General features: G+C 57.1%; 15 protein-coding genes. 7 read left to right on the top strand and 8 right to left on the bottom strand.

The features are described from left to right. Positions 1–102 precede the first annotated feature (102 nt). From yjfF to A6U86_RS12435, 5 genes are all read right to left on the bottom strand, one after another. Positions 103–1,071, bottom strand: coding sequence for a galactofuranose ABC transporter, permease protein YjfF (gene yjfF / locus A6U86_RS12455; RefSeq protein WP_068391330.1), 969 nt, complete (start codon positions 1,069–1,071; stop codon positions 103–105). Beyond that, entirely contained in the window at positions 1,068–2,096 is a 1,029-nt protein-coding gene (locus A6U86_RS12450) for an ABC transporter permease (RefSeq protein WP_068391327.1), read from the bottom strand. Before A6U86_RS12450 ends, yjfF begins: the two co-directional genes overlap by 4 nt. Then, positions 2,093–3,616, bottom strand: a complete 1,524-nt coding sequence (gene ytfR, locus A6U86_RS12445) for a galactofuranose ABC transporter, ATP-binding protein YtfR (RefSeq protein ID WP_068391324.1) — start codon at positions 3,614–3,616, stop codon at positions 2,093–2,095. Before ytfR ends, A6U86_RS12450 begins: the two co-directional genes overlap by 4 nt. 130 nt (positions 3,617–3,746) lie before the next feature. Next, positions 3,747–4,709 (bottom strand): galactofuranose ABC transporter, galactofuranose-binding protein YtfQ, encoded by a 963-nt coding sequence (ytfQ, locus tag A6U86_RS12440; protein WP_068391321.1) that lies wholly within the window; start codon positions 4,707–4,709, stop codon positions 3,747–3,749. A 195-nt stretch (positions 4,710–4,904) separates the two neighbouring features. Further along, a complete protein-coding gene (locus A6U86_RS12435) occupies positions 4,905–5,387 on the bottom strand; it encodes an Lrp/AsnC family transcriptional regulator (protein WP_068391318.1) in 483 nt (160 codons plus the stop codon). A 169-nt stretch (positions 5,388–5,556) separates the two neighbouring features. On the opposite strand from A6U86_RS12435, the gene A6U86_RS12430 reads away from it, so the two are divergent. The 5 genes from A6U86_RS12430 (at position 5,557) to A6U86_RS12410 (ending at position 9,649) form a co-directional block, all read left to right on the top strand. Beyond that, positions 5,557–6,336, top strand: a complete 780-nt coding sequence (locus A6U86_RS12430; protein ID WP_068391315.1) for an ABC transporter ATP-binding protein — start codon at positions 5,557–5,559, stop codon at positions 6,334–6,336. Positions 6,337–6,382: 46 nt separating this feature from the next. Continuing rightward, a complete protein-coding gene (locus tag A6U86_RS12425) occupies positions 6,383–7,156 on the top strand; it encodes a transporter substrate-binding domain-containing protein (RefSeq protein WP_068391312.1) in 774 nt (257 codons plus the stop codon). A gap of 12 nt (positions 7,157–7,168) precedes the next feature. After that, the gene (locus A6U86_RS12420; protein ID WP_068391309.1) at positions 7,169–7,894 is read left to right on the top strand and encodes an ABC transporter permease; all 726 of its coding nucleotides are present in this window, start codon (positions 7,169–7,171) and stop codon (positions 7,892–7,894) included. 12 nt (positions 7,895–7,906) lie between these two features. Then, the gene (locus A6U86_RS12415; protein WP_068391307.1) at positions 7,907–8,596 is read left to right on the top strand and encodes an ABC transporter permease; all 690 of its coding nucleotides are present in this window, start codon (positions 7,907–7,909) and stop codon (positions 8,594–8,596) included. 63 nt (positions 8,597–8,659) lie between these two features. Beyond that, entirely contained in the window at positions 8,660–9,649 is a 990-nt protein-coding gene (locus A6U86_RS12410; RefSeq protein WP_083196819.1) for a homocysteine S-methyltransferase family protein, read from the top strand. A gap of 68 nt (positions 9,650–9,717) precedes the next feature. Here A6U86_RS12410 and A6U86_RS12405 read toward each other — a convergent pair whose 3' ends face one another. Genes A6U86_RS12405 through A6U86_RS12395 form a run of 3 tightly spaced genes read right to left on the bottom strand, consistent with a single transcriptional unit; the run spans position 9,718 to position 12,210 of the window. After that, the gene (locus tag A6U86_RS12405) at positions 9,718–10,302 is read right to left on the bottom strand and encodes a TadE/TadG family type IV pilus assembly protein (protein ID WP_068391304.1); all 585 of its coding nucleotides are present in this window, start codon (positions 10,300–10,302) and stop codon (positions 9,718–9,720) included. A gap of 1 nt (position 10,303) precedes the next feature. Then, positions 10,304–10,834, bottom strand: coding sequence for a TadE/TadG family type IV pilus assembly protein (locus A6U86_RS12400; protein WP_068391301.1), 531 nt, complete (start codon positions 10,832–10,834; stop codon positions 10,304–10,306). Next, a complete protein-coding gene (locus tag A6U86_RS12395; protein ID WP_068391298.1) occupies positions 10,831–12,210 on the bottom strand; it encodes a TadE/TadG family type IV pilus assembly protein in 1,380 nt (459 codons plus the stop codon). The genes A6U86_RS12400 and A6U86_RS12395 overlap by 4 nt, the downstream gene beginning before the upstream one ends. A 989-nt stretch (positions 12,211–13,199) precedes the next feature. On the opposite strand from A6U86_RS12395, the gene A6U86_RS12390 reads away from it, so the two are divergent. Both A6U86_RS12390 and A6U86_RS12385 read left to right on the top strand, forming a co-directional pair. After that, on the top strand, positions 13,200–13,418 hold the full coding sequence (locus A6U86_RS12390) for a hypothetical protein (protein WP_068391296.1): 219 nt from the start codon (positions 13,200–13,202) through the stop codon (positions 13,416–13,418). A gap of 60 nt (positions 13,419–13,478) precedes the next feature. Further along, positions 13,479–15,572 carry a bifunctional diguanylate cyclase/phosphodiesterase gene (locus A6U86_RS12385; protein ID WP_068391292.1) on the top strand — a complete coding sequence of 698 codons (2,094 nt, stop codon included), beginning with the start codon at positions 13,479–13,481 and terminating at the stop codon, positions 15,570–15,572. The last annotated feature ends 49 nt before the right edge of the window (positions 15,573–15,621 follow it).

Genomic DNA, 15,621 nt, shown 5'->3' with positions numbered 1-15,621 from the left:
CAAGAACTATCGGCGCTTTTGGAGCGCCGGAGTTCTATTGCTTTCGTAGAGGAGCGCAGCTCTTCACGCGGAGATGGAGCCCACCTGCGTACCTCGTGCCTTTCAGGCATAGCGCCGGTTGAAACGGGAGAGCAGCAGCAGACCCTTCTGCAGCAGGATAAAGGCGAACAGCAACAGGCCGATCAGTATCTTCGTCCACCAGCTGGAAAGCGTTCCATCGAAGGTGATGTAGGTCTGAATCAGGCCCTGTATGAGGATCCCGATGAGTGTTCCCCCGACGAACCCCGCTCCTCCCGTCAACAGCGTTCCGCCGATGACCACCGCCGCGATGGCGTCGAGCTCGACGCCGACCCTGGCAAGCGAATATCCCGCCGATGTGTAAATCGAGAAAACGATGCCGGACAGGCCTGCGAGGAAGCCGGACAAGGCATAGATCTGGATCGTCGTGCGGCCGACTGGGACACCCATAAGCTCGGCTGTCTGCACGCCACCGCCCAACGCATAGACATTGGCGCCGAAGCGTGTCCGATGCGCTAGAACAATACCGCCGGCAAAGACCAGCAGCATGACGCCGCCGATCAGCGTCAGCCGGCCGCCGCCCGGCATCAGCCAATAGAGATCGTTGAGCTGCGAATAGAAATCATGCTCGATCGGAATGCTGTCGATCGACAGGACAAAGGCGATGCCGCGCGCCAGAAACATGCCTGCCAGGGTAACGATGAAGGGCGGCATGGCGAGATAGTGGATGATGGCGCCCATACCGGCGCCGAAAATGGTGGTGATCACCAGAACCAGGGCGAAGGCGATCAGCGGATGGATCGAGGTGTCGCGCAGGATGATCGCCAGGAAAACGCCGGTAAAGGCGATGACAGAGCCGATCGACAGGTCGATACCGCCTGAGATGATCACGAAGGTCATGCCAACGGCGGCAATTCCGATGAACGCATTGTCCGTCAGCAGGTTGCCGACGACCCGCGTCGACAGCATGGTCGGATACTGCAGTGCGCAGCCGGTATAGGCGAGGATGAAGATGACGATGGTTGCGAGCAGCGGGAGATATTTCGAATTCACTTTGCCTGCTCCTCATGGATCATTGCCGTCTCGCCACGCCGCCGCCACAGAAAGGCCGAGAGGGATTGCAGCGCGGGAGACTGGATGACCAGGATGATGATGACGATGACAGCCTTGATCACCAGATTGAACTCCGGCGGAAAGCCGGACAGCAGGATGCCGGTATTGACCGACTGGATGATCATGGCGCCGATCAGCGAGCCGACAATACTGAAGCGCCCTCCAAGCAGGGAATTGCCACCGACGACCACGGCGAGGATGGCATCCAGCTCGAGCCACAGGCCGGCATTATTGGCATCCGCGCCCTTGATGTCGGCGGAAACAATGATGCCGGCAATGGAGGCGCAAAGGCCGCTCAGCGCATAGACGGCGATCAGCAGCACCGGTGTCTGGATGCCCGACAGCGTGCTGGCGCGGCGGTTGATGCCGATAGCCTCGACCAGCATGCCGAGCGCCGTGCGCCTGACAAGCAGGATGACCGCAAGCCCCACCACCAGCCACACGACGACCGGCATCGGCAGCCACGCGAAAGATCCGCTACCGAAGAAGATCAGGCCATCATTATTGAACGTCAGGATGACGCCTTCAGTAATCAATTGCGCAATGCCGCGGCCTGCGACCATCAGCACCAGTGTCGCGATGATGGGCTGGATGCCAAGGACCGCGACCAGAAACCCGTTCCACAATCCGCATGCGATCCCGACGCCGATGGTCAGCATCAGCGTGTAGGCCAGAGAGTTTCCGGTAACGATCGTCGATGCCGCCACGGCGCCGCAAATCGCGATCACCGCCCCGACCGAGAGGTCTATGCCCTTCGTGGCGATGACCAAGGTCATGCCGATCGCAAGAAGAGCCACCGGCGCACCGCGATTGAGGACATCGATGGCGCTGCCATACAATCTGTCGTTCTGGACCTCCAGATGAAAGAAATGCGGGAACATGATAAAGTTCAAGAGAAGGATGGCTGCCAAAGCTATGAGCTGGGGCATCAATCGGAACAAGGAGGCCTTGATCTGGGAACTCATGCTTCCTCCCGGCTCTTCTGCGTTGTCGCGATTGCGTCGACAATATTGCCTGCGGTTATTTCTTCGCCTGTCAGCTCGGCGATATGCTCCCGGTCGCGCAGCACGATCACGCGAGAGCTATAGGCGACAAGCTCTTCCAGCTCGGACGAGATGACCACCAGCGACATTCCCTGCCGGCAGAGATCCTCGATCAGCCGGATGATCTCGGCATGCGCACCGACATCGATGCCGCGCGTGGGTTCATCGAGAATGAGGAAACTGGGATTGGTTGCCAGCCAGCGCGCCAGAATGGCCTTCTGCTGGTTGCCGCCCGACAGGAGCCTGATCGGCTTTTCGCGGTCGGTCGTGCGTATATCCAGCGCCTTGATGTAGCGGTCGGCGATGGCGTTCTGTTCGCTGCGCGGCACCGGCCTCGCCCAACCGCGGCGCGCCTGCAGGGCCATGACGATGTTCTCTCGAATGGAGAGGTCGCCGATGATGCCATCAGTCTTTCGATCCTCCGGACAGAAGCCGAAGCCATTCTTGATGGCGGCCCGCGGGCTGGACAGTGCGACCACGCTGCCTTCGACCGTCGCCTCGCCGCTATCCGATCGCTCAACGCCGAAGAGCACTTCCGCGGTCTCGGTGCGCCCGGACCCGAGAAGGCCCGCGATGCCGACCACCTCGCCACCGCGCACCTCCATGTCGAAGGGCTTGATCTTGCCGCGCTTGCCGAAATTCGCGAAGCGGTACTTCACCGGCCCGCTTTCGTTGGCGGTCTGCCTTGCGGCACTTTCGGTATGTGCAAGCTCGCGCCCCAGCATCATGGCGATCAGCGTTTGCCTGGGAAGACCTTCCGCTTCCCGCGTGCCGACCAGACGGCCGTTGCGCAGAACCGTGATGCGATCGCAGATCTCGTAGACCTGCTCGAGAAAATGCGTGATGAAGACTATGCCCAAGCCACGCTGCTTCAGCCGCCTGATGATGCCAAACAGCAAGGCGACCTCCTGGGTGTCGAGGCTCGCTGTCGGCTCATCCAGAATCAGGACCTTGCCGGAGAGATCGACGGCGCGGGCGATCGCGATCACCTGCTGGATGGCAACCGAGAACCTGTCGAGCTGATGACCAACATCGATATCCATGCCGTATTGCGACAGCAGATCCCTGGCCATGCCATTCATGACACGGCTGCTGACCATGCCGAAGCGCCTCGGCTGCCGACCGAGAAAGAGGTTTTCCGCCACGCTCAGATTCGGAAGGAGATTCACCTCCTGATAGACCGTTCCGATGCCAAGCTTCTGCGCCGCGAGCGTATCATGCGGATCGATCTCGGTGCCATCGAGGGTCAAAGTACCCGCATCGCGGCGATAGGCGCCGGTCATGCATTTGATCAGCGTCGACTTTCCCGCCCCGTTTTCTCCGAGCAGCGCATGAACCTCTCCGCGCATCAGAGTGAAATCGACATGATCGAGGGCAGTCGAGCCGGGGAAGTATTTACAGAAGCCTGTCGCTGTCAGAAGTCGCTCGGCGTCGTGAGCCATGAGGCGTGAATGTCCTTGGATTTGAGCCAGTATGCAAAGACGGTTGCCGGCGCATGCAGATGATGCGCCGGCATTCGATATTGAGAGACTGCATCGGCTATATACTTGCCGAATGCGGTCGGCCTTCGCCTCAGTAGCCGAGGTCTTTCTTCTGCTCGTAGACCTTTTGCGGATCGTCAGCCTGCGTGTAGAGCTTGGACTCGGTCTGGATCCACTTCGGCGGCTCCTTCTTGGTCTTCAGATAGGCATCGAGCGCATCGAAGGCGGGACCGGCCATGTTCGGCGTCAGTTCGACGGTCGCGTTCGCTTCGCCCGCCGCCATGGCCTTGAAGAGATCCGGAACCGAATCGACTGAAACGGTCAGGATGTCCTTGCCGGGCTTCAGACCAGCTTCCTTGATGGCCTGAATGGCGCCGACAGCCATGTCGTCATTGTGGGCATAGAGCGCGCAGATGTTCTTGCCGCCGTTTTCGGCCTTCAGGAAGCTTTCCATGACTTCCTTGCCCTTGGAGCGGGTGAAATCGCCCGTCTGGCTGCGCACGATCTTGAAGTTGTCATGGCCCTTGATGGCTTCTTCGAAGCCCTTCTTGCGAGCGATGGCCGGCGAAGAGCCCGTGGTGCCCTGCAGCTCCACGATGTTGCACTTCTTATCGCCCACCGTCTTCACCAGCCAGTCGCCGGCAACCTTGCCTTCATGGATCTGGTCGGAAGTAACAGCGGTCAGATAGAGATCCTTCGGCGCATTGATGGTGCGATCGAGCAGGATGACGGGGATCTTCGCTTCCTTGGCTTCCTTCAGCACGGCATCCCAACCGGTCTCGACAACTGGCGCGAGCAGGATCGCATCGACGCCCTGGGCGATGAAGGAACGGATCGCCTTGATCTGGTTTTCCTGCTTCTGCTGTGCATCAGCGAATTTCAGATCGATGCCGCGCTTTGTGGCTTCCTGCTTGGTCAAGGTCGTTTCAGCGGCGCGCCAGCCGGACTCCGAACCGATTTGTGAGAAACCGACAACCAGTTGCTTTGCCGATGCAGACGTAAACATGCAGGCAGCAAGGATCGTGGCACTGATCAGTGCAGTCTTGAACTTCATGATTTCCTCCCAAAGGCCATCTCCTCAGGCCCGCCGTCAAAAAATCATATAGTAATACTTTTGTAAATCAGCAATCGATGATGCACCGCACAATGAATGCCAAAACCTTTCGCAGTTTGTTGGGAGAGCGCTGCGGATCGACCCGTTTTTCCGCAACCGCATCAGGGCGCCGGCCACTACCATGCCGAACGCCTGTCAGTCGGCGTCACCGCCGTCGGCCAGAGGAACGAATAGTCCAAGTTTGACGTCGCGCAGCACCACGTTCGTATGCATGCGCCGGATCTGAGGATTCTCCGTCATGATCACGGCGGCGATGTCGTCATAGTGCTCGACATCGCGCGCAGTGATGATCGCAATAAGATCGACCGCGCCGGTGACATAATAGACCTGCTGGATATGATCCTGCTTTTCCGCCCAGAGGCGAAATTTGGCAAGCGCATCGTAATTGTCCCGGTCGATTTCCATCCCGGTGATGAATACCATGGGGGTGCCGGTCGTCTTGCGGTCCACGACGGCGACTTCCGCCTTGATGATCCCCTCCTCCCGCAAACGCTTCAAGCGCCGTTGCACGGCCGAAGTCGAAAGCCCTACCTCTTCAGCGATGGTTTCCGCCGTGAGCTGGCAGTTGCGTTGAGCGATATCGAGAATATCGCGATCGAAGCGATCCAGTCTTTCCATCTTTGCCCAATCCCAATGGCGAAATTGCCCGACGATGCCGGCATTCTATCACATTATATGCAACAGGAACAAATTTCCGCATATATTATGCAAAATAACTGGAATTTGCGCGCAAAAGCGGCGGCGATCCGCGATATTCTCCGCGAATTATTTTTCACCGGAATTGCGTATGACAGAATCCCCTCCCCTGACACTTCGTGTGGATGATCTTCACAAGAGCTTTGGTCCGCATGAAGTCCTCAGGGGCGTTTCGGCGCAGGCTCAAAAAGGCGATGTCATTTCGATCATCGGCTCGTCGGGCTCGGGAAAGAGCACTCTTCTGCGCTGCATCAATCTACTGGAAATACCCGATAGCGGCCGCATCACCATAAACGGCCAGGAAGTCGCCCTGAGGCGGACCCGCAGTGGGCAGATGCAGCCGGTGAGCTGGAGGCAGATCGAGCGACTGCGCACCGGCCTCGGAATGGTCTTCCAAAGCTTCAATCTCTGGGCTCACCGAACCGTCCTCGAAAACGTCATCGAGGCGCCGATCCATGTGATGGGGGTTGCCCGCCGCGAAGCCATCGACAAGGCGGAAGCCCTGCTCAACAAGGTTGGGCTCTACGAAAAGCGCGATGCCTATCCTGCATTCCTCTCCGGCGGCCAACAGCAGCGCGCCGCCATTGCCCGGGCGCTTTGCGTCGATCCCGCCGTCATGCTGTTTGACGAGCCCACCTCCGCACTCGATCCGGAACTGGTCAGCGAAGTGCTCAAAGTCATCCGCGATCTTGCCGAGGAAGGTCGCACCATGCTGCTCGTGACCCACGAAATGCGCTTTGCCCGCGACGTCTCCAGCCACGTAGTTTTCCTGCATCAGGGGCGGATCGAAGAGGAAGGTCCGCCGAAGCAAATATTCGACGCTCCATTGAGCGCTCGCTGCCGTGAGTTCACCGGTACTCTAAGCCACTGATCCTTAATTGATTTTCACAAACAACCACATCTGGAGAATCCCGCGAATGAAAATGCTCCCCATGCTTCTTGCCGGCCTCACGCTTGCGCTTTCCCCTATCGCAGCACAGGCCGAGATCCGCTTCGGCATCATGAACGAATCTTATCCGCCCTTCTTTGCAAAGGACGCCTCGGGTGCGTGGCATGGATGGGAAATCGACCTGATGAACGCCGTCTGCGAGCAGATGAAGGAGAAATGCTCGATCGTCGAACTCTCCTGGGATGGCCTCATTCCGGCGCTCCAGAGCAAGAAGTTCGACGTGATCTGGTCCTCCATGTCCAACACGGCAGAGCGCTCCAAGGTCATCGACTTCACAGACAAGTATTACAATACGCCAAGCACGCTGATCGGCCCGAAGGACCAGAAGCCCGGCGCAGCGGCCGACGACGTGAAGGGCAAGACCATTGGCATTCAGGTGTCCACCATTCAGTCGGAATATTATAAAAAATACTTCGCCAAGGTTGCCGACGAGAAGACCTACCAGACACTCGACGAGGCATTCCAGGATCTCGCCGCCGGCCGCATCGACTATGTCTTTGGCGATTCGCTCGCGCTTGACGCCTTTCTGAACAGCGACGGCGGCAAGGATTGCTGCGCCAAGATGGGCGATGTCGCCGACGACAAGGAGATACTGGGAGCCGGCGTTTCCGGGGGCTTGCGCAAAGGGGACGCGGAGCTGAAGGCCAAGCTGAATGCAGCGATCGCCGCACTACGCTCCGACGGCAAGTACGACGAAATCACCAGGAAATATTTCAACTTCGACATCTACGGCGCAAAATAAGCGATCCCAACGATGGCGAGCACTCAACAGGGTATCTTCGACCTGCTCTCTCCTTATCCACCCGGATGGGGCGGGACCTTGCTCGTGGGTGCCGTCTCGACGATCGCCATTTCCGCCGGCGCCTTTCTGATCGGTCTTGTGCTCGGGACAGGCGGCGCGCTTGGCAAGCTCTCGGGCAACAGGCCGCTGCGCCTGCTGCTCGACCTTTACACGACAGCTATCCGCGCCATCCCCGAATTGATCCTGATCGTCGGGCTCTATTATGCCGGCATGGACGGCCTCAACCGGCTTTTGGTTGCGCTTAGCCTGCCCATGATCGAGGTCAACGGTTTTCTCGTCGCGGTTGCAGTGCTCGGCTTCGTGCAGGGTGCCTATATGACGGAAGTGCTGCGCGGCGCGATTCTCGCCATCCCGACCGGCCAGATTGAGGCGGCGAAGGCCTTCGGCATGGGATCATGGCTGCGTTTTCGCCGTATCATCCTGCCGGCATTATTGCCGAACGCCCTGCCAGGTCTGGCCAATCTTTGGATGTCCGTTACCAAGGACAGCGCGCTGGTCGCCGTCGTCGGCTATCAGGAACTGGCGCTCGCCACGCGTCTCGCGGGCGCGAGCACCAAGCACTACTTCATCTTCTTCCTGGCGTCCGCTCTTCTGTATCTCGCCCTTACCCTCGTCTCCAACGCCATCTTCAATTTGATCGAGCGTCGGGTGCGGCGCGGCCAACCGAAGTTTGCCTAAGGAGTACGCCAGATGACTTTCTCATGGATAACCTCCTACTGGCCACTTCTATTGGCAGGCGCCGGCCAGACGATATTGCTGCTGCTGATATCCGTCGTCTTCGGCTTCCTCCTCGCCATCGGCCTGGCCTTCGCGCAAGTCAGCGGCGGCCTGCTCGTGCGCAACATCGCTCGAGGCTACTGCACCTTCTTCCGAGGTACACCGCTCCTGATCCAGCTCTGGCTTCTCTACTATGGCGTAGGCTCGCTATTGCCGATGATCCCCGGCATCCGTCAGAGCCTGCTTTGGCCGGTCCTGCGCGAAGGCTTCTTCTTTGCCGCCGTCAGCTTCACATTGAACTACGCCGCCTACGAGGCGGAAGTGTTGCGGGGAGCATTGCTGGCAGTGCCGAAGGGAGAATTGGAAGCCGGCCGTGCATTCGGCATGCGACCCTTCACGTTGATCCGGCGCATCTGGCTGCCGCGCGCCATTCGCATCGCACTGCCGACGATCGGCGGCGAAATCGTCATGCAGCTCAAGGCAACGCCGCTCGCCTTTACCGTTACGGTGATGGATCTCTATGCGGTCGCCAGCAAGGTGCGCCAGGATACGCTGCTCGTCTATGAGCCGCTGATCGTCGTAACGGTCTTCTATCTCATTCTCACCGCCATCATCGCGCGCACCTTCCGGGTGCTGGAGGCACAGGTGCCGGTCCGGCGCTAGCGCCACAGCAGAAAGGAGGGGCTGCCCGCGCGCAGTCCCGAAGCATTCAAGGAAACCTTACACATGAGCAAACTCTACATTCTCGATGGCGGCATGAGCCGCGAACTCCTCCGTCTGGGCGCCGAACTGAAGCAGCCGGAATGGTCGGCTTTGGCGCTGATCAACTCGCCCGATATTGTGCGAAAGGTCCATGAAGAGTTCATCGCCGCCGGCTCGGACATCATCACCACCAATAGCTATGCGCTCGTCCCGTTCCACATCGGTGAGGAACGCTTCTGGCGGGAGGGTGCAGCGCTCATCGCACGCGCGGGCCAACTCGCGCGTGAGGCGGCCGATAGCTGCGCGGATCGAAAAATTCTGGTCGCCGGCTCGCTGCCACCCGTATTTGGCTCCTATGAACCGGAAAACTTCGATCCTTCGCGGGTCCAGGATTATCTCAAGGTCCTCGTGGAAAACCTCGATCCCTATGTCGATGTCTGGCTCGGCGAGACACTAAGCCTGGTCGCCGAAGGGGAAGCCGTTCGTGCCGCAGTTGCGGCGACCGGCAAGCCATTCTGGATTTCATTCACATTGGCCGACGACGCCGCCCAGAGAAACGGCGCGGAACCGAAACTGCGTTCCGGTGAGTTGGTCGAAAACGCAGCAAGATGGGCGGTGTCTTCCGGCGCCGAGGCGCTTTTGTTCAACTGCAGCAGACCGGAAGTGATGCAGGCCGCAGTCGATGCGGTTGTTCGCGTCGTTGAAAATAGCGGATCAACGCTACAGATCGGCGTCTATGCCAATGCCTTCGAGGGGGAGCAAGGCGAATCCGCGGCCAATGAGGGCCTGCACGCTACCCGCAACGATCTGAATGACGACACATATTCGCGCTTCGCATGTTCGTGGGTGGAGGCCGGCGCAACGATTGTCGGTGGTTGCTGTGGAATTGGTGCCGGACATATCCATCAGCTCCGGAGAACACTTGTTGGGGAGAAGCAGCCCCGATCTTCTCGCGGGGATTTCTTGCAGGCCGGCATCTACGGCAGGCAGATCTCGAACGGACGGACGACCTGACCTGAAAGGCCGCTTCAATCGACCGGCAACCTCAATCTTTCGAGGCGATAAAGCAGTCCCGATCTGCGCTAGTTATAGGTAATCGTATCAGCTGTACGCGGCCGATTAAAGAAATAGCGGTCGAAGCTGTAACCACTGATCCCGGTAAAACTTCCGAGAAATGCGGAAATCGGCGTCGTAAACTTATATTGTACCCGCGTCAGAACAACCTGGACGCCCCCCTCCTGTATTTTCGCGGGCACGGTAATCGGGCTTGCCGAGCCTGCGGCAAGCAAAGACGTATTGAGTGCTGCCGACCAATTTACCGTCGCGGTGCCATTTGCCGACACATCCTCCACCGCCACGGTAATGGTCAGCCCCGTCGTGTCGTAAGGCTGCAGTATGAAGCTCATTCCCGAGAGCAGTCCGGCAACATTGGATTTTGTCCAGGTGCCTTGCTGCGAAATGACATCTCCCGTCGTGGAGGCAATTTGATCGAGCTTGCGGTTGACGGTCAATGCATGTCCGAGATCCAGGGTTGCCGCCAGCAGCAGCAGCAGAATTGGCAACAGAAGAGCAAACTCCACCGCTGAGGCGCCATTGCGATTGCTTGCGAAGCGCCGAATGCTGAAGGTTCCGATGCGGCGCTTGGGCCGGGCATGTTTGATGGTCATCTCAGGAGGGCTCGTTGCGAAACAGCACAGTCGCACCAAGTAGGTAGCGACCGTCCGCCAGCTTTGCGCTGGAATAGGTGAAGTAATTGACGACAGAGCTCCACGGCAAAAATGCCTGCACCAGCATGTAATCGCTCGCCTTGCCGGTGGCGAAGGTCTCCGTGACCTTGAGATTGCCCGTGCTGTCGATCGGAGTGACGCTGGTGACGGCAGACAGGTTGGAGATGACATCGACCCTGATCAAGAGACTATCCGAACAGCTGAAAGTAAGGGTCATATCCGCGCAGATTTTTGCCTTGAAATCGGTGAGCGTCATGTTGGCCGAGACGGCCTCTCCGGTGCGTATCATGCGGGATATCTTCTGCACCGATGCATCGAGGCTGGATGCCGCGAAGAACATCACGGAAACCTCTATGATGGCGAAGATTATCAGGGACAGCGGAAATATCAGCAGCGCAAACTCGACCGCAGCCGCGCCCTTGCGATCGGCTGACAGATGACGCAGGAGTTTCAATGATCTGGGGTGCATCATTGCGTCAGCCGTACGGATGCAAGATATTGCGTGAAGAGCGCGGACAAGCCGGACACGATATCGCTCGAGGAAGATGCGGAAATGAACAGGCTCTTGGACGACGCGCAGTCCGCGAGCGCATAAGGAATATAGTCACGCCGTGTGATGTTGGCAGCTATGCCGCTATCCATGGTGCCGCCCCAGGTGCTGCGCCAATTGGCGCTGGCCATCGTTGAGCCGACGGTATTGTTGTAGCCCCAATCGGTGGTGATCGGCAGATATTCGGTATAGAGAACCGCCATGGTGTTCGACTGGTTCTTCACGTAGGCACACCAGTCGGGATTGATGGGAGCGACCTTGTTCCAGTAGGGTCCGGCGGTCTTGATTTTAGATCCGGACCACGTCACGCCATCAGTCACCCACTCGCGCTTCGACTGGACTCCGTCCGTGAGCAACAGGACCAGCTTGAGCGGCTTGGCCAGGGAACTGCCATCTCCGCCGCTGCCCACCTTCTGCTGAAGAGCCGGCAAGGCAACATCGAAGAACGTGTAGTCTGTGGATGTCGCGCTGGTCAGCCCATAGCTATCATTCGAGAGGCGCTTACGTGCATCTGATGTCTCGAGTGTCGGAGCCAGAACCTCGGTTGTGGTGTCGCCAAGACTATAAAGTCCAACCTTGATACGGTCGTGATTGCCGTCGGCCTCATCGATCAGATCGATCACCTCGTTGACTGCATCGACGGCAACATCCGCCCGCAACTTTATGCCTTTGGCATGTGCATAGGCGTAGTTGTCGGCATAATTCACACCTCCCGAGGTATGCGCGTCCCCGGTATGGCAGGCAAACTGACAGCCGATCCCGCTATACATGGCTTGTTGACCGGCGGTTGTTGCGGCCAGCAGCATCGAGGGTGACTTGTCGACAACGATATAGACGTTCAAATAGGATGTTGCCGGGCCTTTGACCGAGCTTGCAACACTAACCGGCACATTGTCGATATTCGCAATCTTCATGAGTGTTGTCGGAACAACACCGTTCGCAATCGCCGTTATCTTATGGTTGCTGGTATCAATTGCTATATCTGAGATTGTATAACTGCTCTCGGATTGCGAACTGAACCAATCAGTAACTTTCTGTTTAAGAGCATCAGTGTCTGCGGTATCGATCTGCTTTACTGCCGCAATCAGCGCCGCGTCGAGATCACTTTGTATGCGTTGTCTGACATTGTAGGCCCGGATATAATCGAGACTGGCGCCAACGGCGAGTATCATCGGGACCATTGATAGGGCCACAACAATCGCGACATTTCCGCTTCTATTCCGAAACAGCGCGCTGATTAGAATCCACAGACGGTCGCGTGAGATGAAATATCTTTGCTTCAAAATCGGCACCAACATTTATCATACTAATGCGCAACTCAGGCCGCCTTTGGGTTAAAGAGTTGTTTACGCCTGCGTCGGGGACGGTGAAGGTCAGACCACACGGCAAGAATTATGCGCAATTTGGCCATGATGCGTTTTTTGGATACGATATTTGCCGTACTTGATGCGATAGAACAGGTTTTGCTCAACAGGCCGAGCGATCGTTACCTTGTGATATGTGTTGATCATACGACTGTATCCAGATTTTGAGTGAGTATGAGTCACAAACTCATCCGGATTATGCAGCATATATCCGGCCATTTGGCTTGCCACGCACGTATCTATATGTGGCGCTTTATATGGCCTATGTGCATTCAATAATTTCAATATTCTAAAGTATATACTTCGGGAAATAATTGTTGGCAGATTTCTGTTTCCTAAAACGTAATCGTCGAATGCAAGTGACTCTAATTCTCATCGTCCTTTTATAGGTCGCATGTAAGGCACTTTTGATGCCCTTTATGCTCGCCGGCCACGCACAAAGTGGAATCTCAGCATGTTCCAACCACACATCATAATGGACGAGTTAGCCGAATGATTGATTGGGACTTACCCTCTGCGTACCAGATTGAGACCACAAGCCGATTAGCGCAGCTGAATATCCGATTTGCGCATCCGATTTCCTTCGCTGCTCAAGAGTCTGAAATATTTAACTATTCTTCAGCAATTCGCATCGCTTTGTGACGTATGGCATTAGGTCTCACGGTTCCAATCCCTCAAGGGGGATTTGAGCCTTCCGCAGACCGAAAGCACCACCCGATGGACCAAGGCTCTTCGGGTGTTTGCCACCGGTGAAATGAATTTCGCTGGTTTAATTGATCGTCACCTCAAAGCGGCCGATCGCCCCCATGCTCCCCGTGACGTGATATCCCGCCTATGGGTGGGACAAAGGATGCCGTTCGAACGCCGCAACATCAGAAAACCAAAGCTGCGTGACGCCGAGTGCCTAGATTGAAGGATCAACAATGAGCAATATTATCGCATTCCCTCCGAGCCATCTCCGCCATGCGTCGGACCAAGATGAGATCGACATCGATCTTGCGCAAAAGCAAATCGAGAGTGCCCGCAATCAAATTAGGGCCATTTGCGAAGAACTGCTCCGCATCCAGGAGAAGCTGATAGAAATACCTGCAACTACGGTTCGCTCGGATGACATTGAGCGCAGACAAAATCAACGAATGTAACACCTACAAAAGATACTCATCGACATTTCTAGTGCTTATTTCACTTAAATTGAGTATTTTATGAAAATAAGAGATAGATACATTCACCGGAAGCCAATTCACCATTCTATCGAACACTACATCAAATCCATCGGTCGATATTACGTAGCTGCTATCGTCGTCATGACGATACTGATCAGCGCAACTTACGAGACGGTCGAGATTGCGTTGGAGCGTCATTCGCTGCAACAGGATGTCAGCTATCTTGTCGGGCGCCAATTCATCCGTTTTCAGCAGCTTGCCATCGAAACACGAGCCGTCATGCGTGCTTCGATCGATCCGAACACGCCTGACTATGTCGTGGCACCGATGATTGATGATGTTCGAAACGCAATTGCCGATATTCGAACCATGAGCAAGAAGCTGGACGAACTGAATGGCAGGATAAGCGCCAATCTTCTGGAGAAGCTCAACAAGCATGACGCAGAGTCCGAGACCTTGCGGCTCGACCTCTCCCAACGGCTTGAGGACTTCCTGGAGCGTGCCGAGCGCGTCATGTCGACAACGGCAGAGGACCGCCGGCAACGCTATTCCTTTTGGGGGCCGATTGATTTTGCCGCCTCGTCCGACAGTCTCCTTATGCGCCAGTTCAAGGCGCTGATCGATAGCGCGCATGACCGAAGCGACGGCAGCATAGATCACGCCCGTCTTATAAGCGCCGTGTTGCTGGGGCTTATTGCAGCGACGCTCATTCTGGCCACGGCAATTCTCTTCCTGCCGCTTCTGAGAAAACTCCACAGCGAGCATCGCAAGACGCTTGATTTTGAGAACAAGCTCACCCGGCTTGCCCATACGGATGCGCTCACCAACCTCAACAACCGTTCCGCTTTCAATGATTCACTGACCGAGCTGTTTGCCAATCAGGAAAAGACCGGGGCAAGCTTCTCGCTGCTGCTCATCGACCTCGACAATTTCAAATCCATAAACGATAATTTCGGCCATCCGGCCGGCGACGCGGTGCTTAGGCATGTTGCCGATGCCCTTCAAAGGACCTTTCGCGTTGGCGACGTGGTTGGGCGGCTGGGCGGCGATGAGTTTGCCGTTCTTCTCCCAGGCGTCGGCGATGGTTCGGCACTTGAGATTGCCGCGGGCCGCGCCATTGCAGCGATCACCTCGGAATGTCATTTCGAAGGCCGTCTCATCCCGGTATCCGCCAGCATTGGCGGCGCGGCGGCTCCCGCGCACGCAACAGACGAACCGGGCCTCATGCGGGTGGCGGATCTTGCCCTTTATGCGGCAAAGGTCAAACGCGGGACGGTGGTCATTTTCGATGAGGCCTCGCTTGCCCAGCGTCTGGAAGAAAACCAACTCGCAGCAGCCCTGGCGTTCGCCCCCGCGCGCAAGGAATTCGTTGTCCATTACCAGCAGAAAGTCGATTTGCGAACCGGAGAACATCTTGGATTCGAGGCTTTGGTGCGCTGGAACCATCCCCAGCTCGGCATCCTGCCGCCCGGGCGCTTCCTGCCGCTGATGGAAGGATCGCATCTCGTACGCAGCATGACGTGTTGTGTCGTGGATATCGTCGCGTCCGACATTCAAGCCTGGAAGGCGGCCGGTTTGCGGCCCGGCCCGATAGCGATCAATCTTCCGGAGGTCCTCCTTGTTGGACGGGAAGGCTATGAGCTCATCGAGAACGCCACCCGGGCGTATCAGCTCGAATGGCACGATTTCGCCGTAGAGGTCCCGGAAGACGTTTTCCTCAATCGCGGCACCAATCAGATGCTGGAAACCATCACGCGTTTCCGGCAACACGGCATGTCGGTCTCCCTCGACGATTTCGGCACGGGCTTCGCCTCGCTTGTGCATCTTCGCGATTTTCCGTTCGACGAGTTGAAGATCGATCGCAGCTTCGTCGCCGAAATCGGCAACGATATCCGGTCCGAACAGATTGTGCGGGCCATGGTCGATCTGGCGAGAAATCTCGGCAAACGGTGCATAGCGGAGGGTATTGAAACCCATATGCAGCGCGTCTTCCTCCTCAAGATCGGCTGCGATATCGGTCAAGGCTATCTTTTCGCCAGGCCCGAACCAGCGGCATTGGCAACGGCGCGGCTGCAGGCCGATCGAAGCGTCAAACGGCTGCCGACAAAGCGAATGAAGCGAACGGCCGGCTGATCAATTTCGAAGAGGCGCCACGCGCCATTACCACGCATGACGATCGGGT

The sequence above is a fragment of the Rhizobium sp. AC27/96 genome (assembly GCF_001692325.1).
Lineage (GTDB): Bacteria > Pseudomonadota > Alphaproteobacteria > Rhizobiales > Rhizobiaceae > Rhizobium.
The sequence above is the reverse complement of the archived record's forward strand: the minus strand, read 5'-3'. Positions and strand labels throughout refer to the sequence as shown.

Bases quoted from the DNA above. Each gene is read 5' to 3' on its own strand.
- A6U86_RS12405 (WP_068391304.1), bottom strand. From the start codon at position 10,302: ATGACCATCAAACATGCCCGGCCCAAGCGCCGCATCGGAACCTTCAGC.
- A6U86_RS12415 (WP_068391307.1), top strand. From the start codon at position 7,907: ATGACTTTCTCATGGATAACCTCCTACTGGCCACTTCTATTGGCAGGC.
- ytfQ (WP_068391321.1), bottom strand. From the start codon at position 4,709: ATGAAGTTCAAGACTGCACTGATCAGTGCCACGATCCTTGCTGCCTGC.
- A6U86_RS12435 (WP_068391318.1), bottom strand. From the start codon at position 5,387: ATGGAAAGACTGGATCGCTTCGATCGCGATATTCTCGATATCGCTCAA.
- A6U86_RS12400 (WP_068391301.1), bottom strand. From the start codon at position 10,834: ATGATGCACCCCAGATCATTGAAACTCCTGCGTCATCTGTCAGCCGAT.
- A6U86_RS12390 (WP_068391296.1), top strand. From the start codon at position 13,200: ATGAGCAATATTATCGCATTCCCTCCGAGCCATCTCCGCCATGCGTCG.
- A6U86_RS12420 (WP_068391309.1), top strand. From the start codon at position 7,169: ATGGCGAGCACTCAACAGGGTATCTTCGACCTGCTCTCTCCTTATCCA.
- A6U86_RS12410 (WP_083196819.1), top strand. From the start codon at position 8,660: ATGAGCAAACTCTACATTCTCGATGGCGGCATGAGCCGCGAACTCCTC.
- A6U86_RS12425 (WP_068391312.1), top strand. From the start codon at position 6,383: ATGAAAATGCTCCCCATGCTTCTTGCCGGCCTCACGCTTGCGCTTTCC.
- ytfR (WP_068391324.1), bottom strand. From the start codon at position 3,616: ATGGCTCACGACGCCGAGCGACTTCTGACAGCGACAGGCTTCTGTAAA.
- A6U86_RS12395 (WP_068391298.1), bottom strand. From the start codon at position 12,210: ATGTTGGTGCCGATTTTGAAGCAAAGATATTTCATCTCACGCGACCGT.
- A6U86_RS12450 (WP_068391327.1), bottom strand. From the start codon at position 2,096: ATGAGTTCCCAGATCAAGGCCTCCTTGTTCCGATTGATGCCCCAGCTC.
- A6U86_RS12385 (WP_068391292.1), top strand. From the start codon at position 13,479: ATGAAAATAAGAGATAGATACATTCACCGGAAGCCAATTCACCATTCT.
- A6U86_RS12430 (WP_068391315.1), top strand. From the start codon at position 5,557: ATGACAGAATCCCCTCCCCTGACACTTCGTGTGGATGATCTTCACAAG.